The following is a 23,119-nucleotide window of genomic DNA, read 5'->3' as shown; positions in this document are numbered from 1 at the left end:
TCGAAGGTAGGTCCCAGCACTGACATTCGACCTTGGCCTCATCGTCCGTGCAGGTCAGAGATGTCGCGACGGCGATTGTCAGTGGCGTGGTGCACGGTGGGACACATCGCGGCCAAGCCGTCGGCGCAGCACCGTCGTTGCTGGTTTCCGCTGCCCGGACGCACGCGCCGCGTCACTGACGCACGCAGGATCTGGAGGGGGATCACATGTCTGTTTCCGTGGAGTCGGCCGGGTCGGCCACCACGTCCGCCGGGGCGGCGGGGGAGGGACCGGCGGAAGAGGCGGACGCGGCGGCCGGGCAGGCCCTGCGGCCGCACGCGGAGGACGCCTTCGCCGCCGAACTCGCCGCGCTCGCCGAGCAGGACGACCGGCCGCGCCCCGCCCGCTGGCTGCTCTCGCCGTGGGCCGTGGCGACGTACCTGCTGGGCGGCACGCTGCCCGACGGCACCGTGATCACACCGAAGTACGTGGGGCCGCGCCGCATTGTCGAGGTCGCCGTCACCACGCTCGCCACCGACCGCGCCCTGCTGCTCCTCGGCGTCCCCGGCACCGCCAAGACATGGGTGTCCGAGCACCTGGCCGCGGCGGTCAGCGGCGATTCGACGCTCCTTGTCCAGGGCACGGCGGGCACTCCCGAGGAGGCCATCCGGTACGGGTGGAACTACGCGCGGCTGCTCGCGCACGGCCCGAGCCGCGAGGCGCTGGTGCCGAGCCCCGTGATGCGGGCCATGTCGGAGGGCATGACGGCCCGCGTCGAGGAGTTGACCCGGATCCCGGCGGACGTGCAGGACACGCTGATCACGATCCTTTCGGAGAAGACCCTGCCGATCCCGGAACTGGGCCAGGAGGTCCAGGCCGTACGCGGCTTCAACCTGATCGCCACCGCCAACGACCGCGACCGCGGCGTCAACGACCTCTCCAGCGCGCTGCGCCGCCGCTTCAACACCGTGGTCCTGCCGCTGCCCGAGAGCGCCGACGCCGAGGTCGACATCGTCTCCCGCCGCGTCGACCAGATCGGCCGCTCCCTCGACCTGCCGGCCGGGCCGGACGGCATCGACGAGATCCGCCGCGTCGTCACGGTCTTCCGCGAGCTGCGCGACGGAATCACCACGGACGGGCGTACGAAGCTGAAGTCGCCCAGCGGGACGCTGTCCACGGCCGAGGCGATCTCCGTGGTCACCAACGGCCTGGCTCTCGCCGCACACTTCGGGGACGGCGTGCTGCGCCCCGGTGACGTCGCCGCGGGCATCCTCGGCGCCGTCGTGCGGGACCCCGCGGCGGACCGCGTGATCTGGCAGGAGTATCTGGAAGCGGTCGTGCGCGAGCGCGACGGGTGGAAGGACTTCTACCGCGCCTGCCGCGAGGTGAGCGCATGACGGCCGCCCAGGGGCGTACGGCGGCCGGGGGCGGGGCCACCGCGCAAACGAAGGGTGCGGGCGGGCCGCTGCTGCTCGGCGTGCGGCACCACGGGCCGGGATCCGCACGGGCCGTGCGGAGCGCGCTCGAAGCGGCCCTGCCCCACGTGCTCCTCGTCGAGGGGCCGCCGGAGGCCGACGGCCTGGTGGCGCTTGCCGCCGAGGCCGACATGCGCCCGCCCGTCGCGCTGCTGGCGCACGTCGTGGACGAGCCGGGCCGCTCGGCTTTCTGGCCGCTCGCCGAGTTCTCGCCGGAGTGGGTGGCGATCCAGTGGGCGGTGCGGCGTGGGGTGCCGGTGCGCTTCATGGACCTGCCGGCCGCGCATTCGCTGGCGCGCGGCGAGGGGGACGAGGACCGGGGCGGGGACGGACCGGGAGAAGGGGAAAGGGGGGAGGGCGCGGCGGATCGGCCCGATGAGGCGACCGACGGGACCGGGGGGAACGGCGGGACCGACGGCACCGGCGAGGCCGAAGCGACCGGCGAGGCCGTGCGTGTCGACCCGCTGGCCGTGCTCGCCGGGACCGCCGGGTACGACGACCCGGAGCGCTGGTGGGAGGACGTCGTCGAGCACCGCGCGGGCGGCGGTGACGTGTTCGCGCCGTTCGAGGTGCTCGGCGAGGCCATGGAGGCGCTGCGCGAGACGTACGGCAGCGGCGGGCACGACCGGGGCCTGCTGCGCGAGGCGTACATGCGGCTCCAGGTCCGGGCGGCGCAGCGGGAGTTCGGGGCCGAGCACGTCGCCGTGGTCTGCGGGGCCTGGCACGTTCCCGCGCTCCGCCAGAAGGCCTCCGTGGCCGCCGACCGGGCGCTGCTCAAGGGGCTGCCCAAGGTCAAGGTCGACATGACGTGGGTGCCGTGGACGCACCGGCGGCTGTCCCGGTACAGCGGGTACGGGGCGGGCATCGACTCGCCCGGCTGGTACGGGCATCTGTTCGGCGCGCCCGACCGGCCCGTAGAGCGCTGGCTGACCAAGGTCGCCGGGCTGCTCAGGGACGAGGACCGGCTCGTGTCGTCCGCGCACATCATCGAGGCGGTGCGGCTTGCCGGGACGCTCGCCGTGATGCGGGGGCGGCCGCTGCCCGGGCTCACCGAGACGATGGACGCCGTGCGGGCCGTGATGTGCGAGGGCTCGGACGTGCCGCTCGCGCTGGTGCACGACCGGCTGGTCGTCGGCGACGTCCTCGGCGAGGTGCCGGACGCGGCGCCCGCTGTGCCGCTCCAGCGTGACCTCACCCGGCTCCAGCGCAGGCTCCGGCTCAAGCCGGAGGCGCTGGAACGGGAGTTGGAGCTCGACCTCCGCAAGGACACCGACGCGGCACGCAGCCGCCTGCTGCACCGGCTGCGGCTGCTCGGTGTCGGTTGGGGCGAGCCGGTCGAGTCGCGCGGGAGCACGGGGACGTTCCGGGAGAGCTGGCGGCTGCGGTGGGAGCCCGAGCTGTCGGTGCGGGTCGCCGAGGCCGGGGTGTGGGGCACCACCGTGGTGGGCGCCGCCACCGCCAAGGCGGAGGCCGACGCGGTGGGCGCGGGGGTGCTGGCCGACGTGACCTCGCTGGCCGAGCGGTGCCTCCTCGCCGACCTGCCGGAGGCGTTGCCCGTCGTGATGCGGGTGCTCGCCGACCGGGCCGCGCTCGACGCCGACGTCGGGCATCTGGCGCAGGCGCTGCCCGCGCTCGTGCGGTCGCTGCGGTACGGGGACGTGCGGGGTACGGGGACCGGGGCGCTGGGGGAGGTGGCGCTCGGGCTTGCCGAGCGGGTGTTCGTGGGGTTGCCGCCGGCGTGCGTGGGGCTCGATGCGGACGCGGCGGAGGCCATGCGGGGGCATGTGGACGCGGTGCACCTGGCGGTGGGGCTTCTGGGGGAGTTCGCTCCTGGGGGCGGTCTGGGCCGGTCGGGGGGCTCAGGTGGCCTGGGTGGGCCGGAGGCGGCCGTGCACGCGGGGGGCCCGGGCGGCCATGAGGCGGCTGTCCACGTCGGGGGTCCAGGTGGGCCGGGGTCGGACGAAGCAGTGCCCGGCGCCGTGGGCACAGCCGCAACAGCTGGGACTGCCAGTGCGGTTGAGGCGGCAGGCGTGGATGGTTCAGCTGGTGCTGGTGCTGGTGCTGGTGGGGTTCGGGGGCGGTGGCAGGGGGTTCTGCGGGGGCTTGTGGGAGGGGAGCGGGTCGCTGGGGGCGTGCGGGGGCGGTGTGCTCGCCTGCTGATGGATGACGGGGTGTTGGCCGAGGGGGAGGCCGCGCGGTTCGTGGGGCTTGCGCTGTCGCCCGGGACCGAGCCGGGTGAGGCCGCCGCGTGGATCGAGGGGTTCCTCGGGGGCGGCGCCGGGGGCGGGCTGCTGCTCGTGCACGACGAGCGGTTGCTCGGGCTCGTCGACCAGTGGCTCGCCGGGGTCTCGGGGGACGCCTTCGTCGACGTACTGCCGTTGCTGCGGCGCACGTTCGGGGCGTACGAGTCGGGTGTGCGCCGCACGCTGGGCGAGCTGGTGCGGCGAGGGCCCGGGCACTCCGGCGCGGCGGTGCCGCTCGCCGAGGGCGCGTCCGGATTCGCCGTGGAGCTGGACCCGGTGCGCGCTGATGCGGTGCTACCGGTGGTGGGGCTGCTGTTGGGGCTCGGTGAGGGGCCGCCGGAGGCGGGGCGGAGTGGAGGGCCGGGGAGCAGCGGGCGGGGAAAGGGTGATGCCTCCGGGCGGGGTGGTGCTGCTGGTCGTGGTGCCGGGGTGCGTGGGAACTCGTTGATGGGGGTGGCGTGATGGGGGACGTGGGCATGGGTGTGGATTCGGTGGTCGGGGGTGTGGACGTGGACAGGGGCGTGGATTCGGTGGTCGGGGGCGTGGAGGGGGCCGCTGGGGATGAGCGGTTGCGGCGGTGGCGGCTCGTGCTCGGTGGGGACGCGGGGGAGGGGTTGGGGTGTGAGCTGGCCGGGCGGGACGCCGCCATGGACGGGGCGTTGACCGCGCTCTACGGAGGCGGGGGCAAGAAGCAGCGGGGGGAGGGGCGTTCGGCGGGGCTCGGGGCGTCGGCGCCGTCGGTCGCGCGGTGGCTCGGGGACATCAGGACGTACTTCCCCTCGTCCGTCGTGCAGGTCATGCAGCGCGACGCGATCGACCGGCTCGGCCTGTCCGCGCTGCTCCTGGAGCCCGAGATGCTGGCGGCCGTCGAGGCGGACGTGCATCTCGTGGGCACGCTGCTCTCCCTGAACAAGGCCATGCCCGAGACCACGAAGGAGACCGCGCGGACCGTCGTGCGGAAGGTGGTCGACGACCTGGAGAAGAAGCTCGCGACCCGCACCCGGGCCACCCTCACCGGCGCCCTCGACCGGAGCGCCCGCGTCAGCAGGCCGCGCCACCACGACATCGACTGGAACCGCACCATCGCGGCCAACCTCAAGAACTACCTGCCCGAGTACAGGACGGTGGTCCCCGAGCGGCTCATCGGGTACGGGCGGGCCGCGCAGTCGGTGAAGAAGGACGTCATCCTCTGCATCGACCAGTCCGGTTCGATGGCGGCGTCCGTCGTCTACGCCTCCGTGTTCGGGGCGGTGCTCGCGTCGATGCGGTCGATCAGTACGCGGCTCGTCGTGTTCGACACGAACATCGTGGACCTGACGGACCAGCTGGACGACCCCGTGGACGTGCTGTTCGGTACGCAGCTCGGCGGCGGCACCGACATCAACAGGGCGCTCGCGTACTGCCAGTCGCAGATCACCCGGCCCGCGGAGACCGTGGTCGTCCTCATCTCCGACCTCTACGAAGGCGGCATCCGCAACGAGATGCTGAAGCGGGTCGCGGCGATGAAGGCGTCCGGGGTGCAGTTCGTGACGCTGCTCGCGCTGTCCGACGAAGGGGCACCGGCGTACGACCGCGAGCACGCGGCGGCCCTGGCCGCGCTCGACGCGCCCGCGTTCGCCTGTACGCCCGACCTCTTCCCGGACGTGATGGCCGCCGCGATCGAGAAGAGGCCACTGCCCATACCGGACATGCATACGCATCGGTAACAGGGGGCTTGCGCGACGGGCGGACTGTCGTGCGAGTATCGACGCCCCGCCCGCGCGGAGCGAGAGATTCCGCGTGCGCGTGCCCGTCCCGTGGGTCGCCGAGCGGGTCTCACCCGGGTCTCGTACGGAAGGTTGTCGTCGTCTTGGTCTCCGCAGTCGTTCACCCCGGTACGGCGGCGCGCCTCGTGCGCGCGGTCGTCGGGCGGCGGGCGCTGCGGGTCCTGGTGCTGCTCGCGGGACTTGTCGTCATCGGCCTCGTGTGCGGGGAGCGGGCGCGGGCGGCGGAGAGCGGCGGCGCGGCGGGCCCGGCGAACGCGGCGGACGCGGTGCGGGGGGTGACGCGGCCCGTCGTGGAGCCCGCGGTGCGCCCCGCGCGGGATGTCGTCGACGAGGCGGCGCGGGGTGCGCAAGAGGGGGCGCCCGCCAGGGCGTTGTCCGATTCGACCCGTGCGTTGTCTTCGCCGACGCGTGCGTTGGCTGCGCCGACCCAGGTGCCGCCGGAGTCGCGCCGGATGTTGTCCGAGCCGGAGCGGGTGCTGTCCGAGTCGCGCCGTGTGCTGCCCCAGCCGAAGCGGGTGCTGCCCGAGCCAAGGCAGGCGTTGCCTGAGCCAAGGCAGACGTCGCCCGAGCCGACGCAGGCGTTGCCCGCCCCGAAGCGGGCGTTGCCCGAGTCGCGCCAGGCGCTGGTCGACGCGGGCGGGTTGGTGCCGAAGGCCAAGGTGCTGCTGGCCGAGCCACAGCGCGTGCTGGCCGCGCCGCAGCGTGTGTTGGCCGAGCCGCAGCGTTGGCTTGCGGAGTCGCAGCGCGTGCTGCCCGAGACGTTGCGGCCGGGTGCCGGAGGCGGCGCCGGGCGTGGCGGGGACGACGGAGGCGGGGCAACCGGGCCCGGTCCCTCCGGCGGTGAAGGCGGGCGCGGAGCCAGTGGCGACGCACGCTCCGGGCACGATGGCGGCCGGGACAGCGCTGACGCGGACCGGGGCGCCGCGGCGTACGGGCCGTGCCTCGACTCCTCGTACCCCTGCGGCAGTTGGACGTCGCCGTACGGCGAGGACTCCGGCGGTCGTCGAGGCGGCGAGGTGCGGGACGGCGTCGGTGCGGCGTTCGGCGAGCACGGGACCGGTGGGTCGGAGAAGGCTCCGCTGCCCGGGCGGCCGGGTGGCTGTGTGAGTGGGCAGTCGGCGGGTGACGGGAGTTCGCAGCGTCACGCCGATGCGGGCGCGGTCGGTCCCGGTGGCCGCGGTGAGGTCCGGCTCGCGGCCGGACCGGGTGCGGCGGCCGGTGCGGCGCCGGTGCGCGACAGGCACCGGGACATCCTCGAATTCCCTGGCTAGGGCGGCCCGTTCCCCGCTCGACCTGCCGCGCGGGGGCGGCATGGGTCTGCCCGCCGGTCGGAGGACCGGTTCCACAGCCAGAACGAATGCGAAGGATCCGACGACGCATGAACAAGAACATTCGCCGTTCCATTGTCATAGCCGCCGGTGTCACCGGTGCGTGGGCGCTCGGCTCGGCCGTCGCCAGCGCGGACGAACTGCCCGCGCACTCTGTCGCCGTGCCCGACCAGGCGTCCGACGCCGTCGCCGACGTCGAGGGTGAGGTCGGCGACGTCCAGAAGGACGTGCCGGACGTGCAGGACGTGCGGGACGTGCAGGACGTGCAGAAGAAGGCCCCTGTGGTGCGGGACGTCCGGGGCGCGGTGACCGACACGCAGGACAAGGTGTCCGGCGTGCGCGGCACGGTCTCGGGCGTGCAGGGCAAGGTGTCGGGCGTTCAGGACAGGGTGTCCGGTGTGCAGGGCACCGTCTCGGGAGTGCAGGGCAAGGTCTCCGACGTGCGCGGCACCGTCTCCGGCGTGGACGACCAGGTCGGCGTCTCCGGCGTGCGGGACCAGGTCAAGGAGAAGGTCAACGTCCAGGACAAGCTGAACGTCCAGGACGAGGTGGCCGACGCCGCGCGGGGCAAGGTCGCCGACCTCGACGCCCCCGGCACCGGGGAGATCGACTACCTCTTCGGCCCCCTCTCCGCGTTCGCCCCGCAGCTCGACGGCATCAAGGGCGTCGAGGGCATCGGAAGCATCCACGGTGCCGACGCCCTCGACGGCAGCATCGGCACCCTCGGCACCATCGACGCGGGCCGCACCGCTCAGCACGCCCAGGACCTCGCCGGATCCACCCTCACCGCCGCGGGACCGACCGTCGACGGTGTCTCGGACTCCGTGCTGCCGCCGGTGGCGGGGACGGCCGTCGACGGCGTGGTCCCGGTCGCGCTCGGCGCCGTCGGGGACGCGAGCTACCTGGCGCAGGGCGTGCTCGGGGACGTGCAGCCGTTCGCGGGCGGTGTCGTCGCCGACGTGCCGCCGCTCGCGCAGACGGTCGTGGCCGACGACGTGCGGCCGTTCGCCGGTGGTGTGGTCGGGTCGGTGCAGCCGCTCGTGCAGTCGGTGACCGAGCAGGTCAGCCCGGTCGTGGGCGGTGTCGGCGGCAGCGCCGACGGGCTCGCGCGGGGTGCCGTCGGCGATGTGGGCCCGTTCGCGGGCGGGGTGGTCGCCGACGTGCAGCCGCTCGCCCGGGACCTGACCGGCACGGTCGGCGCCGACGCGGGCTCGCTCGCGGGCAACGCCCTCACCGGCGCCCGGGGCGTGACGGGCTCGGTCACCCCGGACTACCTGCCGGGCGGCGGCGCGACGGGCCTGCCCGTGTACGACGCGGCGTACCAGTCGACGTACAACGGCTGACTCCGCAGCCCGCGCGACGGCTGAAGCCCGCGCGACGGCTGATCCGCCTCGTGACCCCACGAGGCGGCACGGCGGCTGAGCCGAAGCCGCGCGTCAGCCGACCGGCGCACCGCCGACCGGCGTACCGCGACTGATCACAACAGCAAACGCCGAGCCCCGGGGCCCGCGCACCCCTCACGACCCGAGCCGCGCGACCGCCCCGCAGGCCCCGGCACGCCCGGAAACGGCGCGTGCCGGGGCCGTCCGACACGCCCGGCGGACGCGATCTGTGACCGTCATCACCGCGCAAATGTGATCTGCGATTTAGGGACGCAGGTCCCACGGCGATAACCTGCGAGACGGACATGCCGCGTACCGGACTTTCGGCTACGCCTCCCTTGTGACAGCGCAGTCACGTTGCCCTTCGCGGCACGCCCACGCAGAGCACGCAGAGACTGAAGCCGCTGCACGGCGGCGCGAGATCACTGAAAAGGGACGGACGCGCGTGGACCTGTTCGAGTACCAGGCGAGGGACCTCTTCGCCAAGCACGGTGTACCGGTGCTGGCCGGTGAAGTCATCGACACGCCTGAGGCGGCGCGCGAGGCCACCGAGCGGCTTGGCGGCAAGTCGGTTGTCAAGGCGCAGGTGAAGGTCGGTGGCCGAGGCAAGGCCGGCGGCGTGAAGCTGGCCGCCGACCCGGACGAGGCCGTCGCTCGCGCGACGGACATCCTCGGGATGGACATCAAGGGCCACACGGTCCACAAGGTGATGATCGCCGAGCTGTCCCCGGAGATCGAGGCGGAGTACTACGTCTCGTACCTCCTGGACCGCACCAACCGCACCTTCCTCGCCATGGCGTCGGTGCAGGGCGGCATGGACATCGAGGAGGTCGCGGAGAAGACCCCCGAGGCCCTCGCGAAGGTCCCGGTCAACGCCGTCGAGGGCGTGACCATCGAGAAGGCCCGCGAGATCGTGGCCCAGGCGAAGTTCCCGGCCGACGTGGCCGAGGGCGTCGCCGAGGCGATGGTGACCCTGTGGGACACCTTCGTCGCCGAGGACGCGCTCCTCGTCGAGGTGAACCCGCTGGTGAAGACCACGGACGGCCGCATCCTGGCCCTGGACGGCAAGGTCTCGCTCGACGAGAACGCCGACTTCCGCCAGCCCGACCACGAGGCTCTCGAGGACAAGGACGCAGCCAACCCGCTCGAGGCTGCCGCCAAGGCCAAGAACCTCAACTACGTCAAGCTCGACGGCGAGGTCGGCATCATCGGCAACGGCGCGGGTCTCGTCATGAGCACCCTGGACGTCGTCGCGTACGCCGGTGAGAGCCACGGCAACGTGAAGCCCGCGAACTTCCTCGACATCGGTGGCGGCGCCTCCGCCGAGGTCATGGCCAACGGCCTGGAGATCATCCTCGGCGACCCGGACGTCAAGTCCGTCTTCGTCAACGTCTTCGGCGGCATCACCGCCTGCGACGAGGTCGCCAACGGCATCGTGCAGGCGCTCGAGCTCCTCAAGTCCAAGGGCGAGGACGTCACCAAGCCGCTGGTCGTGCGCCTCGACGGCAACAACGCGGAGCTGGGTCGCAAGATCCTGAGCGACGCCAACCACCCGCTGGTCCAGCGCGTGGACACCATGGACGGCGCGGCCGACAAGGCCGCCGAGCTCGCTGCGGCTGCGAAGTAAGGGACGAGGGACTCAGACCACCATGGCTATCTTCCTCAACAAGGACAGCAAGGTCATCGTCCAGGGCATGACCGGTGCCACGGGCATGAAGCACACCAAGCTCATGCTCGCCGACGGCACGAACATCGTCGGCGGCGTGAACCCCCGTAAGGCGGGTCAGTCGGTCGACATCGACGGCACCGAGATCCCGGTCTTCGGGACCGTCGCCGAGGCGATGGAGAAGACGGGCGCCAACGTGTCCGTCCTCTTCGTGCCGCCGGCCTTCTCCAAGGCCGCCGTCGTCGAGGCCATCGACGCGGAGATTCCGCTCGCGGTCGTCATCACCGAGGGCATCGCCGTGCACGACTCCGCCGCGTTCTACGCGTACGCGAAGTCGAAGGGCGACAAGACCCGGATCATCGGCCCGAACTGCCCGGGGCTCATCACGCCCGGCCAGTCCAACGCCGGCATCATCCCGGGCGACATCACCAAGCCGGGCCGCATCGGCCTGGTCTCGAAGTCCGGCACGCTGACGTACCAGATGATGTACGAGCTGCGTGACATCGGCTTCTCCTCGGCCGTCGGCATCGGCGGTGACCCCGTCATCGGTACGACGCACATCGACGCGCTCGCCGCGTTCGAGGCCGACCCCGAGACCGACCTGATCGTGATGATCGGTGAGATCGGTGGTGACGCGGAGGAGCGTGCCGCGGACTTCATCAAGGCCAACGTGACGAAGCCCGTCGTCGGGTACGTCGCGGGCTTCACCGCGCCCGAGGGCAAGACGATGGGCCACGCCGGTGCCATCGTCTCCGGGTCCTCCGGCACGGCTGCCGCCAAGAAGGAGGCCCTTGAGGCCGCCGGGGTGAAGGTCGGCAAGACGCCCACCGAGACGGCGAAGCTGGCGCGGGCCATCCTGGCCGGCTGACGCTTCCGCTCGCTGAAAGCGGGCCCGCGCCCCACGCCGGGGTGCGGGCCCGCTTTCGTTGCCCCGGGTGGGGTGGGTCTTGATGCGCTGTTGCCCGGCGCGGGACATCGTGTTGCCCGGCGCCGGGGAGGCGCTACTCGGCTGTGGGGATCAGGCGGGCCGGGCCTCGGGTGGGTTCCTTGCGGAGTTTTTCGCGGAGGACTTCGTCCTCGTAGGACAGGGGTTCCGGGCCCATTCTCGGGGGGACGCCGCTGATGGCTCGGCCGGGGGACTGCGGGGGCTCGTAGCGGGTGGGGGCCGTGCGGACGGTGAGGGCCGTGGCGCCGATGATCAGGGCCGTGAAGGCGATGGCCGCGCGGGTCCAGAGGCGGGCCCGGCGCTCGCTGCCGATCCGGACGCGGGCCGGGCGCGGCACCACCAGGCGTTCGGTGCCGCCGAGCGCGCCGAGGTGCTCGTGCAGTGCCTCGGGCGGCTCGTCGGCGGTGCGCAGGTGCTCCGCGACGGCCTCGCGCGCGTGCAGCAGACGGCTCGCGGCGGCCGGTGTGCTGGCCTCCGTCTCGGCCGCGGTCTCGGGCAGGCCGAGCCCCACGCCGTCGTAGAGCAGGAGCGTGCGGCGCTGCGTCGGCGGCAGGTTCAGGAGCGCGGCGAGCAGGGCGCGGTGCGATTCCTCGGCGGGCGGTACGTCCGGACCGCGGTGCGCCGGGCGGAACCGGTGCCACGGGGACAGCGCGTACTCGTGCGCCGCCGCCCGCACCCAGCCCGCCGGGTCCCGGTCGACGGCCACCTCGGGCCAGCGTTGCCAGGCCAGTTGGAAGGCGCGCTCCACGGACTCCTGGGCGAGCGCCCGGCGGCCGGTGAGGGCGTAGGTCTGCCGTACGAGGGCGGGGGCGGTGCGGGCGCAGAGGGCGTCGAAGGCGGCTTCGGCGGTCGGGGGCTCGTCGGGCGAGTCCGCCGCGGCCGTCGCCGCCCGAGCCTCCGCCTCCGCCTCGACCCGCGCCTCGGCCAGCTCCCGTGCCCGTGCCCGTTCCTCCGCCCGCGCCTCGGCCTCCGCCTGCACCTGCGCCAGGGTCGGCGCGCTGGACCGCGCCTGTGCCTCCGGCCGTTCCTGCGCCTCGGGCTGAACCTCAGGCCGACCCCGACCCCGAGCCGACTCCCCGCCCTCCGCCGACGACACCTCGGCCGACGCCACCTCTGCCGCCGACACCCCCACCCCCCGCTCCTCCACCAACCCCTCCAGGAAGCGGGCGTAAGCCACCCGTCGTTGCCCCCGCGGATGCGTGCGTCCCGATTCCCACGCGCGGACGGTCTCCCGGCTGACGCCGATGTGCGCGGCGACCTCGGCCTGGGTCAGCGACTTCGCCTCGCGCAGTCTGCGGCGTTCCTTGGGGGCCGGCAGCGGGACGGCAGGGCTCTGGGACATGGCTAGCCGATCCATCGCACGAAAAAGTACATAAACGTATCTTGAGCGACACATCCGGCATTCGCCCGTTACGCGATGAAAGCGCGTGTCGTTGGGAGCATGGCCGCGTGACCGACATGACCGACTCTGGTTCTCTCACGCTCTACCGGAAGCAGGCGGCGCCCGGCCTCGGCACCTGCGTCGTGGGTGGGGCGATCGCCGCGGGGCTCGGGCTCGGCGCGTTCGCGGTCCTGGTGATGGGCCTGTGGATCAGCTCGCCGTACCCGGACAGCGGGCCGGGCGGTGCGCTGCACGTGGCGGCCGCCCTGTGGCTCCTCGCGCACGGCACGGAACTGGTCCGCACCGAGACCCTGTCCGGGATGCCCGCGCCAGTGGGTCTCACCCCGCTGCTGCTGCTCGCCCTGCCCGCCTGGCTGGTGCACCGCGCGGCGCGGGACGCGGCGGACCCGGACGAGCGGGCCCTTGGCGTACGCACCGCGTGGGCGGGTGTGGTCGGCGGCTATCTGCTGGTGGCGACGGCGGCCGCCGTGTACGCGGCGGGCGGCGAGCTGCGCCCCTCCTGGCCGAGCGCGGCGGCACACGTGCCGCTGCTCGCCGTGGCGGCGGCCGGGTTCGGCGTGTGGACGGCGCACGGACGGCCGTCGGGGCCGCTGCCGGATTCGGTGCGACGCGCGGCGGACGCGCTGCCGGTGCCCGGAGCGGTACGTCGTCTCTGCGTACGCGAACGCGTGCTCGGCGCGGGCCGGGCGGCCGTCGCGGCGACGGCGGTCCTGGTGGGCGGGGGAGCGCTGCTCGTCGGGGTCGCGGTGGTGCTGCACGGCGGCCCGGTGCGGGAGTCGTTCCTGACGGTCACCACGGTCTGGTCGGGGCGGTTCGCGGTGCTCCTGCTTGCGTTGGCGCTGGTGCCGAACGCCGCGGTGTGGGGGGCGGCGTACGGGCTCGGGCCCGGGTTCGTCCTCGGGACGGGCACGGCCGTGGCGCCCCTCGACGCGGCGGCCGCCCCGATGCTGCCCCCGTTCCCGCTGCTCGCGGCCGTACCCGAGGCCGGTCCCGGCTCACCGCTGACCTGGACGGTGGGCGCGGTGCCGGTGGCGGCCGGATGCGTGCTCGGGTGGTTCGCGGCGCGGGCGGCGACGGCCGGGGAGTCCGCCTGGTCGGCGGGGCGGACGGCGGCGGGTGCCGGAACGGCGGCGGTGCTGTGCGGCGCCGCGAGCGCGGTGCTCGCGGGGCTGGCCGGGGGGCCGCTGGGGGTCGGGGTCCTGGCCGAGTTCGGCCCGGTGTGGTGGCTCACGGGCCTGGCGGCGGTGGCGTGGACGGGGCTCGTGGGGGTGCCGGTGGCGCTGGGGGTGCGGTGGTGGCGGCTGCGGGCCAGGTCGCGGGCGGCGGCGGCCGTCGAGGCGGAGCGGGTGCGGGTGGTCGAGGCGGAGCGGGTGCGGGTGGAGGAGAAGGCGGAGGGCAAGCGGAGGCGGGGGATCGGGCGTTGGGCGGCGGGGCTGTGGCGCGGGCGTGGGCGGAAGACCGCTGAGGGGGAGGCGACGGGCGTGGCGGTGGCCGACCGTACGGAGACGGTGCCGGAGGCGGACGCGATGCCCGCCACCGACGCGGTGCTCACGACCGAGACCGGGCCCACCACCCACGCGGTGTTCACGACCGACGCCGCGCCCCACGCCGACTCCGTACCCCCCACCGAACCCGCCCCCGACACGACCCCACCGGCCACCCCCGACCCTCTCCCCGCACCACCCCCGCCCTCCGCCGCACCCCCGCCCTCCGCCGCACCCGCACCCCCACCCCCACCCCCACCCCCACCCCCGACCTTCGAGCCCTACGACTTCCTCCCCGACCCGGGCCGCGACACATAGCCGCATCGGACCCCGGACAGACGTTGATCAGCACTCCGGAATTCGTGTACGATCTTGGTGTAACTTCGGTGCACAGCACGGGAGTCGCGCGTCTGTGGTCCAAGGAAAGACGCCCATCATCCGATGGGAAATGTAGGTGCAAGGCCTGCCGGGCGCTCCAGTGACGAAGGGCCCCTCACTCCACGAGTGAGGGGCCCTTCGCCGTTGCCGCACCTCAACCGAACGGCCCTCCCGCGCAGTCGTGGGAGGGCCGTTCGCACCCGCCGTGTGCAGGCAGGGAGAGGCGCCTCAGTCCCGATCCGTCAGGAGCGGACGCAACTGCTTGGGCAGCAGGTCCTCGCAGTCCTGCCGGGACTGGTTCGTCAGGGCGTCGTCACGGCACGTGTAGTAGTCTCGGTAGATCAGCTGCGCGGCGAACGTGGCGAGCACCATGGCCAGCGCCAGCGAGGCCGTCACCAGACCGCTGATCGCCGCCGTGGTCTGCGGCCGTCCCCCGGCCCGCGCGGGCCGCGAGCCGCCGTTCGCGCCGTTCCCCCCGGTCCCGCCCTGCGCTCCCGCGGCGACCTGCGCCGGAGCCGTCGGGTCCGGCAGCTTCGGCTTGGCCCGCAGGGCGCTGATGGCCCAGTGGAGACCGAGGGCGCCGAGCAGCAGCGCCACGTACCGCCAGCCGAAGAGCGCGAAGAAGAAGGCCCACATGCCGGACAGGAGGGCGTAGCGGGCGCGGCGCTGGGCCGGGTCCGTCGGGTCCCAGCGCATGCCGCCGCCCTGCCCGCCCGAGCCCGAACCGGAACCCTCGGGGCCCTGGCTGCCGGGACGCTCGCCGAAGCCGCCGCCGGACGACCGGCCGGGCTGCTGGTCGCTCCACTGACTGCCCCACGGCGAGTCGCCGCCGGAGCCACCGGAGCCACCAGGGCCGTCGCCGCCCGACCCGCCCGCGGGCCGCCGCGGCTGCCACGGCTGCTCGGGCGCGCCCTCGGGCGGCGGCGCGAACGGATTGTCCTCGGAGGAGCCGCCGCCGGAGCTGCCGGAGCCACCGGAGCCGCCCGAGCTGCCAGAACCGCCGGAGCCCCCGGACCCGCCGGAGCCCCCGGACGCACCGGACCCGCTCGCCCCGCCCGCCCCCTCGGACCCCCGAGGCGGCGACGAGGGCTGCCCGCCCCCGTCCCGCAGCAGTGTCGACCCGTCCCGCCCCCCGCGTGTCGAGCCGGACGCGCCAGCCGCGGAGGACGGGCCGTCCGCGAGGGGCGGGCCGTACGCGAAGGACGGTGGGAGGCGGAGGCTGCGGTCCGGCATCAGGTGTGCGTCTTCCCCTTGGTAGAGCTCGGCCCCTGGGCAGAGACTCGTCTTGTGGAACCCGGCGGCCCGGCGGAGCCGGGCAACTCGGCGATGGAGCTTGGCTACTGACTGTTCAGGCGTCTGCCCCCACAGACGCTACCTTCCGGCCGCGCCCCCGTCCCGTGAGGGGCCGCCCGGTGTGCCGGTATCGTTGCTGACGGTCGGCCGCTTCGTAGGGTTCCCCGTATCGGGGAGTGCGAAGCCTTCGTACGACCGTACAAAGAGCACTCCCGAGAAAGGGCCCCGCCGTGGCCAAGGCCAAGCGCCTCGTCGTGCTGGTCTCCGGATCAGGTACGAATCTGCAGGCACTGCTCGACGCCGTCGCGGAGCACGGGGCCGACGCCTACGGCGCCGAGATCGTGGCCGTCGGCGCCGACCGGACCGGAATCGCGGGCCTGGACCGCGCCGAGCGCGCGGGCCTGCCGACGTTCGTGTGCCGGGTGAGGGACTACGCGTCCCGTGACGAATGGGACCGCGCGCTGGCCGAGGCCACCGCGGCGTACGAGCCGGACCTGGTGATCTCGGCCGGGTTCATGAAGATCGTCGGGAAGGAATTCTTGGCCCGGTTCGGCGGGCGCACGGTGAACACGCACCCTGCCCTGCTGCCCAGTTTTCCGGGGGCCCACGGCGTGCGCGACGCACTCGCGTACGGCGCGAAGGTCACCGGCTGCACCGTCCACTTCGTCGACGACGGCGTCGACACCGGCCCGATCATCGCGCAGGGCGTGGTGGACATCAGGGCCGAGGACGACGAGAGCGCGCTGCACGAGCGCATCAAGGAAGTCGAGCGAGGACTGCTCGTCGACGTCGTGGGGCGCCTGGCCCGCGACGGCTTCTCGATTGAGGGACGAAAGGTAGTTATCCCGTGACCGCCGAAGGTACGGCCACCGCCGAAGGTACGAAAGCCCCGATCAGGCGCGCACTCATCAGCGTCTACGACAAGACCGGCCTGGAAGACCTCGCGCGCGGGCTCCACGAAGGGGGCGTCGAGCTCGTCTCGACCGGCTCCACCGCCGCGCGGATCGCCGCCGCGGGCGTGCCGGTCACCAAGGTCGAGGAGCTCACCGGCTTCCCCGAGTGCCTGGACGGCCGGGTCAAGACGCTGCACCCGCGCGTGCACGCCGGCATCCTCGCCGACCTGCGCCTGGAGGACCACCGGCGGCAGCTCGCCGAGCTCGACGTGGAGCCCTTCCAGCTCGTCGTCGTGAACCTCTACCCGTTCAAGGAGACCGTCGCCTCCGGCGCGACGCCCGACGAGTGCGTGGAGCAGATCGACATCGGCGGCCCCTCGATGGTCCGCGCCGCCGCCAAGAACCACCCCTCCGTCGCGGTCGTCACCAGCCCCGCGCGGTACGACGCCGTGCTCACCGCGGTCCGCGACGGCGGCTTCGACCTGACGGCGCGCAAGCGGCTCGCGGGAGAAGCGTTCCAGCACACCGCCGCGTACGACGTCGCCGTGGCGTCCTGGTTCGCCGACGGCTACGCGCCCGCGGACGACTCCGGCTTCCCCGAGTTCCTCGGCTCGACGCACGCGCGCAAGAACGTGCTGCGCTACGGCGAGAACCCGCACCAGGGTGCGGCCCTGTACACAGACGGTCGCGGCGGCCTCGCCGAAGCCGTGCAGCTGCACGGCAAGGAGATGTCGTACAACAACTTCACCGACACGGACGCCGCCCGCCGTGCCGCGTACGACCACGACGACCCGTGCGTGGCGATCATCAAGCACGCGAACCCGTGCGGCATCGCCATCGGTGGGAACGTCGCCGAGGCGCACCGCAAGGCGCACGCCTGCGACCCGCTGTCCGCGTTCGGCGGCGTCATCGCCGTGAACCGGCCGGTGACGCGGGAGATGGCCGAGCAGGTCGCCGACATCTTCACCGAGGTCATCGTGGCGCCCGACTACGAGGACGGCGCGCTCGAAGCCCTCAGCAAGAAGAAGAACATCCGCGTGCTGCGCGCCCCGCAGGCGCCGTCCGCGCCCGTCGAGGTCAAGCCGATCGACGGCGGCGCGCTGCTCCAGGTCACCGACCGGCTCCAGGCCGACGGCGACAACCCCGCCAACTGGACCCTCGCCACCGGCGACGCCCTCTCCCCGGGCGAGCTGGCCGAACTCGCCTTCGCCTGGCGGGCCTGCCGGGCCGTGAAGTCCAACGCGATCCTGCTCGCCAAGGACGGCGCCTCCGTCGGCGTCGGCATGGGCCAGGTCAACCGCGTCGACTCCGCGAAGCTCGCCGTCGAGCGCGCGGGCGAGGACCGCGCCCGCGGCGCCTTCGCGGCGTCCGACGCGTTCTTCCCCTTCCCGGACGGCCTGGAGGTCCTCACCGCCGCGGGCGTCAAGGCGGTCGTCCAGCCCGGCGGTTCGGTCCGCGACGAACTGGTCGTGGAGGCGGCGAAGAAGGCGGGCGTGACGATGTACTTCACGGGGACGCGGCACTTCTTCCACTGAGCGGACACGGCTCCGACGCGGGCGCCGCACCCTCGGACTTCCGAGGTGGGCGGCGCCCGCGCCTTGTTCCACCATCGGTGGCACGAGGGGCTCACCCGGAGCCCTCCAGCTCAATGGGGGTCTGACATGCGCGTTCGCTACAAGAAGGCACTCGTCGGTTCGGCGGCCGTGGCACTGCTCGGCGCGGGCGTCGGCTTCTCACCCGCCGCCCACGCGGAGCCGACCGGGACCCGAGGGGGATGCGGTGAGAACTTCAACCCGCCGGTTCCCGGCGGGAAGGCGCACTGGGAGCTGACCTGCTCCGGGAGGAAGATCACGATCGAGGGCACCGTCACCGACACCAGGAACGACGGCAAGTGCGTCAAGGTGAAGGCGAAGATGCCGAACGGCGACTGGAAGCGGAGCAAGGCCGCCTGCCCGAAGGGAGACAAGGAGAAGTACAAGTGGACCGGCACGGGCAGCAAGATCGACGCCTGGGTGTACACGTACGACGTGTAGCCCCGCGCCCAGCGCTGCGTTCGGTCAGCAGTGGGCGATCCAGCGGTGCGAGCGGGGGGTGTAGTCGCCCTTGAGGTTGCCCTGTTGGTTGACCGCGGTGCAGCCGGTTCGGCGGGTCTTGCGTTCGCGGTCGTAGCCGGTGGGGACGTAGTCGGTGCCCCGCCAGTACGCCACGTCGTGGTTCTCCTTCGACTCCTGGTCGTTGTTGAAGACGGACTTGACCGGGCGGGCCTCGGTCCACCGGCACGTCCGGTCGCCCGTGAGCCAGTTCGGGTCGTCGCCGCGCCAACTGCACATGTCACCGTTGCCGTTGCGCTCGCTGAAGAAGCACACGGAGCCCGCCGGACACCGGTGGTAGCCGTAGGAGACGGGCCAGTTGCTGTAGACGGCGCCCGCTGCCGCGAGTGAGAGCGCCAGGGCCCCGGCCACCCACGCGGTGCGCCGGGCCCTTGGCGTACGGGGCCGGGGCAGCCCCGGCAGCCGGGGCGACCGCGGCACCCGCGCGGCCCGTTCCACCCGGCGCAGCAGCGCCGCCGTGGCGAGGGGCGGCCGCTCCTGGTGGGTGCGGGCCAGACACCGGCCGACGACGTCCCGCCACTCGGCGGGCAGCGCGGGGGACAGGCGCAGCTCCTCGGCGCCGCGCGCGTAGCGGATCGCCGCGTCCCTGCGGGTGGCCGGGGTGCCGCCGGGCAGCGGGTAGGAGTCGGTGAGCACGACGTGGGCGAGGACGCCGAAGGCCCACAGGTCGGCGGTGGGCCGGATGCGGGTGCCGCGTTCGCTGACGTCGGGCCAGAGCAGCTCGGGCGGGGTGTGGTCGGGCGTCGAGAAGGCGGCGGAGTAGGCGTGGGTGCCCTCCAGTTCGGCGGCCGTCTGGAAGTCCGCGAGCCGCACGGAACCGTCCTTCAGGACGAGCACGTTGGCCGGTTTGAGGTCGCCGTGCACCCAGCCCGCCCGGTGCAGCTGGTGCAGCCCCTCGCAGACCTGGGCGAGCAGGGCGGGCCCGCTCCGCGGCACCGGCGAGCGCTCCAGGAGCCCCGCGAGGGACCCTTCGGCCTCTTCGAGCACGAGCACGGTGGCGCCGTCGAGGTCGGGGCGGGCCGGGTCGTCGACGGTCAGCACCTCGTACATCCGGATCAGCCGGGGGGACCGCAGTCGGCGCAGCAGGGTGATCTCGCGTTCGACGAGGTCGCGAAGGTGCCGCAGGCCCCGGGGGGTGCGGGCGGTGGGCAGGAACTTCAGCGCGGCCCGCGACGGCGGGGTGTCCGCGCCGGAAGCGGCCGCGCCAGGACCCGTCGGCGTCGTGACCGCGTCCGGCGCGCGCCGGGCCGCGTACACGCTGCTGAACGCGCCGGTTCCCAGGGGCTCGCGCACCTCCCAGGATCCGACCCGGTAGCCCGTCGGCACGGCGCAGGGTCCCTGGGTCACCGCGGCACCTCCGTCGCTCCGGCGGCCAGGACGCGCAGGTCGTCCTCGCGCACGAGGTCGAAGCGGAGGGCGAGCCCGACGAGGGTCTCCTTCTTGCCGTTCAGGCGCGGGCCCGGGTCCGCCGTGTCGGGGGCGGGTTTGAGGCGCAGCTTCACCGCCAGGTAGTCGATGTTCCACTGCACCGCCGCCCGGTTCGCCCCCGGCCAGATCGGGGTCAGGCGGGCGGTGAGCTGGTCGACGGTGGGGGCGGGGGCGTGCGGGGCGCCGCGCAGGCGGGGTTCGCAGAGGGCGGCGAGGACGGCGAAGTAGCGTTTGGTGGGGTCGAGGCCGAAGGCCGGGCGGGTGGTGGCGCCGTCGGGCCCGGGGCCCGCGGTCGCGTAGTCGTGCCGCGGCGCCCACACGTCGAAGTGCAGCAGTTCGCCCGCGGCGGGCAGGACGACGCGGGCGAACTCGAACGGCACCGGCGCGTCCAGGCGCCCCGGGGCGACCTTGATGTGCTCGCCCGCGCCCTCCGGGTTCTCCACGGCGTACGTCTGGCGGGCGCTGAGGTTGCTCAGGACCCAGAAGGTGCCCTGCGCGGTGATCTCGCCGGCGGCGCGGGACACCCCCTCGTGCGCGAGGACCAGGTCGTTGCTCCCGGCCCGCCGTCCGAACCGCAGCCGCTCCCCGGGCGCGAGCCGTACCTGTTCCCCGTGTCCCGCCCCCGGCACCACGATCACGCTGTCACCGGACATGAGTCGTCCTCCCCCGAAGTCCCCGTGCTTCCCTGTGCTTCCCCGCCGCACAGGGTAGGGAGAAGGGGCCCCGGAGATAAGGCGGCGGGCCGCAACTCCCTTGAGGAAGAAGGGAGTTGCGGCCCGCCGGGTGGTGCGGTGCGGGGCTGGTGCGGTGTGGGTCAGCCCTTGATGACGACGGTGCCGCAGACCTTGTCGGCGAACGTCTGCTTCTTGTCGTCCCACAGCGGCCACAGCCAGCCGATGTAGATCGGCAGGCTGTCCAGGAAGTGGGCGAGCCTGCGGACGAACGCCATGCCGACGCCGACCGGCCGCCCGTCCAGCTCGCGCAGCAGCCGGATGCCGACGGCCTTCTTGCCGATGGTCTGGCCGGTCCTGCCCTCCTGGATCAGCTGGTAGATCGCGAAGGCGATGATGGCGAGGACACCGACGAGGATGAGGACGATTCCGGCGCCGCCCCTGCCCACCGCGACACCGATGCCGATGATGAGGTAGACGAGGCCGAAGACCAGGCCGTCGATGAGGAGCGCGCCCGCGCGCAGGCCCCAGTGCGCCAGCTCCGGGCGGGGTGCGTACCCGCTCGGGTCGTAGCCGTAGCCCGGCTGCTGCTGCGGGTAGGCGCCGTACGGGGACTGGCCGGGGGCGGGCTGCGGGTAGGGCGCGTAGCCCTGGCCCGGGTAGCCGCCCTGCGGCGGCACGCCCTGCGGGGGCTGCTGCGGGTAGCCGTAACCGGGCCCCTGGCCGGGCTGGGGCTGCTGGGGCGGCGGCCCGTAGGGGTTGCTCATGGTGGGGATTCCTCCGTCGGGGACTGCGTGCGGGGACGGTGCGGCACGCGCGGAGGAAACGTTCACAGGAGCGTCGGTCCCCCCGACACCGGCCGCGGCACTGTGGCCCACATGCTTCTTCAGCCCCGTCGTGTTTGTCCAGCCAGCTCACCGAACGTTGTGCGAGTGCAATCGTGAGGGGACAGGGGGCGGCGGCGGTGGCCCCCGGATTGGTATGCGGGCGGGCTCATCCGCGAGGATGGGGTCATGACCGCCCAGATTCTCGATGGCAAGGCCACCGCAGCAGCGATCAAGTCCGAACTGACCGCCCGCGTGGCGGCCCTGAAGGAAAAGGGCGTGACGCCCGGCCTCGGTACTGTCCTGGTCGGTGACGACCCCGGCAGCCAGAAGTACGTGGCGGGCAAGCACCGCGACTGCGCGCAGGTCGGCATCGCCTCCATCCAGCGCGAACTGCCCGCGACCGCCTCCCAGGAGGAGATCGAGGCCGTCGTGCGCGAGCTGAACGACGACCCGGCGTGCACCGGCTACATCGTGCAACTGCCGCTGCCCAAGGGCATCGACGAGAACCGCATCCTGGAGCTGATGGACCCGGCCAAGGACGCCGACGGACTGCACCCCACCAACCTGGGCCGCCTCGTCCTGAACGAGCCCGCGCCGCTGCCCTGCACCCCGTACGGGATCATCAGGCTGCTGCGGCAGCACAACGTGGAGATCAAGGGCGCGGAGGTCGTGGTCGTCGGCCGCGGCGTCACCATCGGCCGTCCGATGCCGCTGCTGCTCACGCGGAAGTCGGAGAACGCGACGGTGACGCAGTGCCACACCGGCACCCGTGACCTCTCCGCGCACCTCAGGCGCGCCGACATCATCGTGGCGGCGGCCGGTGTGCCGCACCTCATCAAGGCCGAGGACGTGAAGCCCGGCGCCGCCGTGCTCGACGTCGGGGTCTCGCGGGACGGCAACGGCAAGATCGTCGGCGATGTCGAGCCGGCCGTCGCCGAGGTCGCCGGATGGATCTCGCCCAACCCGGGCGGTGTCGGCCCGATGACCCGTGCCCAGCTCCTCGTCAACGTCGTCGAGGCCGCGGAACGTGCCGCCGCCGAGGACTGAGCGGGGGAAGGGCGACCCCATGAACGTAGAGGCGAAGGACGGCTCCATGGATTCGTCCGAGGGCGCGGCCGCGGCCGCGGAGCCGGGTGCGTCCGACGAGCCCGACGGGACGGTGGGCGGCGAAACGTCGGCGGAGTCCGGTGAGCCGGCCGCGTCCGGCGGCCCCGACGCCTCCGGCCAGCCCACCGCCAAGGGTGCCGTCAGCGCTCCCGGGCCCGACGGCGAGCCCCGCAAGGTGTCGCGGCGGTTCCCCCTGTTCACGCGGGACACCGCGCGGCCCGAGGGCGGCGGACGGGCCGCGTCGGGGGACGCGCCCGCGCCCGCGCGGCAGTGGCCGCTGCTCAGCGTGGTGTCGCTGGTCGGGCTCGGGCTGCTCCTGACCGCCTTCGACGTGTTCCGCGTCGGCACGATACTGATCGGGATCGCGCTGCTCGCGGGGGCCGTGATGCGCTGGTGGCTGCCGGGCGTCGGCATGCTGGCGGTGCGCTCGCGGTTCACGGACATGGTGACGTACGGCAGTCTCGGACTGGCGATCGTGCTGCTCGCGATGATGGCGCAGCCGAATCCGTGGCTGGAGATCCCGTTCCTCGACGACACGCTGCACTTCACGATCAGCAGTTAGCCGGCGGACAGGCCCACGGGCACTGCCTACGGGCGGTGCCCACGGGCGGCGGCCGTCGGCACACACCAACGGCCCGTACTCGCCAGGAGAGTACGGGCCGTTGGCCGTGGGGGCAGGGGGTGGTGCGGTCGGCTGCGGGCCCGTTCCTCCGTGCGCCCCTGCACGAAGCCGCATGCCT

At 73.6% G+C, this 23,119-nt stretch carries 18 protein-coding genes; 13 read left to right on the top strand and 5 right to left on the bottom strand.

Annotated features, from left to right (window positions below; genetic code table 11):
• The first annotated feature begins 206 nt into the window (after positions 1-206).
• From ACFVHO_RS09600 to sucD, 7 genes are all read left to right on the top strand, one after another.
• Positions 207-1,376: an AAA family ATPase gene (locus ACFVHO_RS09600; RefSeq protein ID WP_385711914.1), complete on the top strand. Its 1,170-nt coding sequence runs from the start codon at positions 207-209 to the stop codon at positions 1,374-1,376.
• Positions 1,373-4,159 carry a DUF5682 family protein gene (locus ACFVHO_RS09595; RefSeq protein ID WP_385711912.1) on the top strand — a complete coding sequence of 929 codons (2,787 nt, stop codon included), beginning with the start codon at positions 1,373-1,375 and terminating at the stop codon, positions 4,157-4,159. The genes ACFVHO_RS09600 and ACFVHO_RS09595 overlap by 4 nt, the downstream gene beginning before the upstream one ends.
• Positions 4,160-4,173: 14 nt before the next feature.
• Positions 4,174-5,403: a VWA domain-containing protein gene (locus ACFVHO_RS09590; protein WP_385711910.1), complete on the top strand. Its 1,230-nt coding sequence runs from the start codon at positions 4,174-4,176 to the stop codon at positions 5,401-5,403.
• A 143-nt stretch (positions 5,404-5,546) separates the two neighbouring features.
• Complete coding sequence (locus tag ACFVHO_RS09585; RefSeq protein ID WP_385711909.1) at positions 5,547-6,734, top strand: hypothetical protein; 1,188 nt, start codon at positions 5,547-5,549, stop codon at positions 6,732-6,734.
• A 107-nt stretch (positions 6,735-6,841) separates the two neighbouring features.
• Complete coding sequence (locus tag ACFVHO_RS09580) at positions 6,842-8,134, top strand: hypothetical protein (RefSeq protein WP_385711907.1); 1,293 nt, start codon at positions 6,842-6,844, stop codon at positions 8,132-8,134.
• A gap of 484 nt (positions 8,135-8,618) precedes the next feature.
• Positions 8,619-9,800, top strand: a complete 1,182-nt coding sequence (sucC, locus tag ACFVHO_RS09575) for an ADP-forming succinate--CoA ligase subunit beta (RefSeq protein WP_385711905.1) — start codon at positions 8,619-8,621, stop codon at positions 9,798-9,800.
• Between the two features lie 22 nt (positions 9,801-9,822).
• Positions 9,823-10,707 (top strand): succinate--CoA ligase subunit alpha, encoded by an 885-nt coding sequence (sucD, locus tag ACFVHO_RS09570; protein WP_385711904.1) that lies wholly within the window; start codon positions 9,823-9,825, stop codon positions 10,705-10,707.
• Between the two features lie 133 nt (positions 10,708-10,840).
• Here the strand turns inward: sucD and ACFVHO_RS09565 are convergent, their stop codons facing one another.
• Positions 10,841-12,127 (bottom strand): sigma factor-like helix-turn-helix DNA-binding protein, encoded by a 1,287-nt coding sequence (locus tag ACFVHO_RS09565; protein ID WP_385711903.1) that lies wholly within the window; start codon positions 12,125-12,127, stop codon positions 10,841-10,843.
• A gap of 116 nt (positions 12,128-12,243) precedes the next feature.
• Between ACFVHO_RS09565 and ACFVHO_RS09560 the strand changes: the two genes are divergently transcribed.
• Entirely contained in the window at positions 12,244-13,989 is a 1,746-nt protein-coding gene (locus ACFVHO_RS09560; protein ID WP_385712118.1) for a DUF6350 family protein, read from the top strand.
• 288 nt (positions 13,990-14,277) lie between these two features.
• On the opposite strand, the gene ACFVHO_RS09555 is transcribed toward ACFVHO_RS09560, so the two are convergent.
• Positions 14,278-15,282, bottom strand: coding sequence for a hypothetical protein (locus ACFVHO_RS09555; protein WP_385711901.1), 1,005 nt, complete (start codon positions 15,280-15,282; stop codon positions 14,278-14,280).
• Between the two features lie 290 nt (positions 15,283-15,572).
• On the opposite strand from ACFVHO_RS09555, the gene purN reads away from it, so the two are divergent.
• The 3 genes from purN (at position 15,573) to ACFVHO_RS09540 (ending at position 18,268) form a co-directional block, all read left to right on the top strand.
• Positions 15,573-16,193 carry a phosphoribosylglycinamide formyltransferase gene (gene purN, locus ACFVHO_RS09550; protein ID WP_385711899.1) on the top strand — a complete coding sequence of 207 codons (621 nt, stop codon included), beginning with the start codon at positions 15,573-15,575 and terminating at the stop codon, positions 16,191-16,193.
• Positions 16,190-17,770 (top strand): bifunctional phosphoribosylaminoimidazolecarboxamide formyltransferase/IMP cyclohydrolase, encoded by a 1,581-nt coding sequence (gene purH, locus ACFVHO_RS09545; RefSeq protein WP_385711897.1) that lies wholly within the window; start codon positions 16,190-16,192, stop codon positions 17,768-17,770. Before purN ends, purH begins: the two co-directional genes overlap by 4 nt.
• A 126-nt stretch (positions 17,771-17,896) precedes the next feature.
• Complete coding sequence (locus ACFVHO_RS09540; protein WP_385711895.1) at positions 17,897-18,268, top strand: hypothetical protein; 372 nt, start codon at positions 17,897-17,899, stop codon at positions 18,266-18,268.
• Positions 18,269-18,292: 24 nt separating this feature from the next.
• On the opposite strand, the gene ACFVHO_RS09535 is transcribed toward ACFVHO_RS09540, so the two are convergent.
• From ACFVHO_RS09535 to ACFVHO_RS09525, 3 genes are all read right to left on the bottom strand, one after another.
• The gene (locus tag ACFVHO_RS09535) at positions 18,293-19,693 is read right to left on the bottom strand and encodes a protein kinase (RefSeq protein WP_385711894.1); all 1,401 of its coding nucleotides are present in this window, start codon (positions 19,691-19,693) and stop codon (positions 18,293-18,295) included.
• On the bottom strand, positions 19,690-20,427 hold the full coding sequence (locus tag ACFVHO_RS09530; RefSeq protein WP_385711892.1) for an FHA domain-containing protein: 738 nt from the start codon (positions 20,425-20,427) through the stop codon (positions 19,690-19,692). Before ACFVHO_RS09530 ends, ACFVHO_RS09535 begins: the two co-directional genes overlap by 4 nt.
• 161 nt (positions 20,428-20,588) lie before the next feature.
• A complete protein-coding gene (locus ACFVHO_RS09525; RefSeq protein ID WP_385711891.1) occupies positions 20,589-21,212 on the bottom strand; it encodes an RDD family protein in 624 nt (207 codons plus the stop codon).
• Between the two features lie 246 nt (positions 21,213-21,458).
• Here ACFVHO_RS09525 and ACFVHO_RS09520 point away from each other — a divergent pair, with 246 nt between their 5' ends.
• Both ACFVHO_RS09520 and ACFVHO_RS09515 read left to right on the top strand, forming a co-directional pair.
• On the top strand, positions 21,459-22,319 hold the full coding sequence (locus ACFVHO_RS09520) for a bifunctional methylenetetrahydrofolate dehydrogenase/methenyltetrahydrofolate cyclohydrolase (RefSeq protein WP_030360718.1): 861 nt from the start codon (positions 21,459-21,461) through the stop codon (positions 22,317-22,319).
• A gap of 19 nt (positions 22,320-22,338) precedes the next feature.
• Positions 22,339-22,941: a DUF3017 domain-containing protein gene (locus ACFVHO_RS09515; RefSeq protein ID WP_385711889.1), complete on the top strand. Its 603-nt coding sequence runs from the start codon at positions 22,339-22,341 to the stop codon at positions 22,939-22,941.
• Positions 22,942-23,119 lie beyond the last annotated feature (178 nt).

It is taken from the genome of Streptomyces sp. NPDC127108 (assembly GCF_042677545.1).
In the GTDB taxonomy this organism is placed as follows: domain Bacteria; phylum Actinomycetota; class Actinomycetes; order Streptomycetales; family Streptomycetaceae; genus Streptomyces.
This window is presented reverse-complemented; position numbering and strand designations above follow the sequence as displayed.

Coding starts and splice junctions, on each gene's coding strand:
- ACFVHO_RS09590 (WP_385711910.1), top strand. CDS start 4,174: ATGGGTGTGGATTCGGTGGTCGGGGGTGTGGACGTGGACAGGGGCGTG.
- sucD (WP_385711904.1), top strand. CDS start 9,823: ATGGCTATCTTCCTCAACAAGGACAGCAAGGTCATCGTCCAGGGCATG.
- ACFVHO_RS09530 (WP_385711892.1), bottom strand. CDS start 20,427: ATGTCCGGTGACAGCGTGATCGTGGTGCCGGGGGCGGGACACGGGGAA.
- ACFVHO_RS09540 (WP_385711895.1), top strand. CDS start 17,897: ATGCGCGTTCGCTACAAGAAGGCACTCGTCGGTTCGGCGGCCGTGGCA.
- ACFVHO_RS09560 (WP_385712118.1), top strand. CDS start 12,244: ATGACCGACTCTGGTTCTCTCACGCTCTACCGGAAGCAGGCGGCGCCC.
- ACFVHO_RS09525 (WP_385711891.1), bottom strand. CDS start 21,212: ATGAGCAACCCCTACGGGCCGCCGCCCCAGCAGCCCCAGCCCGGCCAG.
- ACFVHO_RS09600 (WP_385711914.1), top strand. CDS start 207: ATGTCTGTTTCCGTGGAGTCGGCCGGGTCGGCCACCACGTCCGCCGGG.
- ACFVHO_RS09555 (WP_385711901.1), bottom strand. CDS start 15,282: ATGCCGGACCGCAGCCTCCGCCTCCCACCGTCCTTCGCGTACGGCCCG.
- ACFVHO_RS09595 (WP_385711912.1), top strand. CDS start 1,373: ATGACGGCCGCCCAGGGGCGTACGGCGGCCGGGGGCGGGGCCACCGCG.
- ACFVHO_RS09580 (WP_385711907.1), top strand. CDS start 6,842: ATGAACAAGAACATTCGCCGTTCCATTGTCATAGCCGCCGGTGTCACC.
- ACFVHO_RS09520 (WP_030360718.1), top strand. CDS start 21,459: ATGACCGCCCAGATTCTCGATGGCAAGGCCACCGCAGCAGCGATCAAG.
- ACFVHO_RS09565 (WP_385711903.1), bottom strand. CDS start 12,127: ATGTCCCAGAGCCCTGCCGTCCCGCTGCCGGCCCCCAAGGAACGCCGC.
- ACFVHO_RS09515 (WP_385711889.1), top strand. CDS start 22,339: ATGAACGTAGAGGCGAAGGACGGCTCCATGGATTCGTCCGAGGGCGCG.